We start from the raw sequence: 1,507 nt of genomic DNA on the forward strand, positions 1-1,507 counted from the left end.
GCCCCGGAAAAATGACCTCCTGCAGGTGAGAACGGGCAGCTTCGATACAGGGGCCATGTTCATCGACCATCTGGAGCAAGGCGCCGGGGAATTTGCCATGAAGGCCCTGTCCATCCCGCAGGAAGCCAAGAGCGTCCGTTCCCAGGGCTGGGAGAGCGTCCGATTCCTGGAGTTCGCTACGCAGTTGGCGGCGCGCCACGGCTTCGAGGTGCGGACCTATGGGGTGACGAACCATCTGTACGACCGGGTGGACCAGCTGGAGGAAGCGGACTTCGCCTTCCTGGCCAGCCGCTGCACCCGCGAGGGGTACGGTCTGAAGGTGACAGACCGGAAGGTGATCTTGTTTGATGAGAGCGCCGAGGCTAGCCGAACAGAAACCACCACGATCCGTACCGGGGACATGATCGGGCAGTTCCGCTTTATTGACAAGTCGACGGACATCTACGGCAGCTGCCGGGTCTTCGGGCGGGGGCCGACCGGGGAGCGGATCCAGGCGGCCTTCACCGCTCCGGATACCACCGGCCCGATGGCCGTTCACAAGCTGGCGCTCTCTAACCAGGCGGAGGCCGATCGGTGGGCCCGGGGGCTGCTCCGGAGCGCAAACAAGTACCGGGTAACCGGCACTCTTACGGTCACCATGAATACCGGGCTCGCCGCCGGCAGCGTCGTTCGGATCGATGGCGTGGGGTTGTTCGATGGGCTGTACGTCATCGACCAGCTTACTCATGATCCGGTGCATGACCGAACGAAGCTCACTTTGCGGAAGCCATTGGAGGGATATGCATGATCCATAAAGGGCGCGTGAGCTCCTTGGATGCGGTCCGCAGGGTGGCCCGAATTACCTTTGCGGACCTGGACGATTCCGTCACTCCGGAGCTTCCTTATGCGGACCATGTCACGCTGGAGGTTGGGGATGAGGTAGCCGTCGCTTTGTTTTCGGATAGCCTGGCCGACGGGCTGATCATCGCTGTGAGAGGAGGGTAACCGGATGCCCATCGCATCGTATCAAGGCAAGGTGTTTCAGGGGATGTACACGTTCGACGGCCTGGGCTGGGGCGGTGCCCTCGATACGGAGGCCCAGGAGAAGCTGCAGGATAAGCCGTCCACCTACATCAAGGGGAAGACGCTCAGTACCATTTCCTTCGACATCCCCCTGCGAGCGGAGTTGGGACAAAACGTGCGGGCTGAGATCGAGGTTTGGGAGGCCATCCGCGATGAGGCCAGGCCGGACTATTTCATCCTCGGGGAGAAGCCTCTCGGCCGGAACAAGTGGCTGTTGAAGTCGACCACGGTAAGCGATCCTCTCCTGGATGCTCAGGGATGGCTCATCAAGGCCGTGCTGAAGCTCGAGCTGGAGGAGTATGTGCGGGCAGGCAGCGCAGAAGCCTCGGCCAGTAAAAAGGCGGCAGCTGGAGTGGCGATTGGACTGGAGCCGAGCCCGTCCATCTACAGTCCACCGGACAAGGCCGAACAAAAGCGGGCCAACCCAAACGTGTCGGCGGCCACG

General features: G+C 61.9%; 3 protein-coding genes. All 3 read left to right on the forward strand.

From position 1 onward, the window contains the following. Positions 1–787: phage late control D family protein (locus ACSEXW_RS28150; RefSeq protein ID WP_438449501.1), on the forward strand; the 787-nt coding region annotated here is incomplete at its 5' end. After that, entirely contained in the window at positions 784–984 is a 201-nt protein-coding gene (locus ACSEXW_RS28155; protein WP_438449502.1) for a hypothetical protein, read from the forward strand. The genes ACSEXW_RS28150 and ACSEXW_RS28155, both read left to right, overlap by 4 nt. Before the next feature lie 4 nt (positions 985–988). Next, positions 989–1,507: phage tail protein (locus ACSEXW_RS28160; RefSeq protein WP_438449503.1), on the forward strand; the 519-nt coding region annotated here is incomplete at its 3' end.

Source organism: Oryzibacillus soli (assembly GCF_051594765.1).
GTDB lineage: Bacteria > Bacillota > Bacilli > Paenibacillales > NBRC-103111 > Paenibacillus_AR.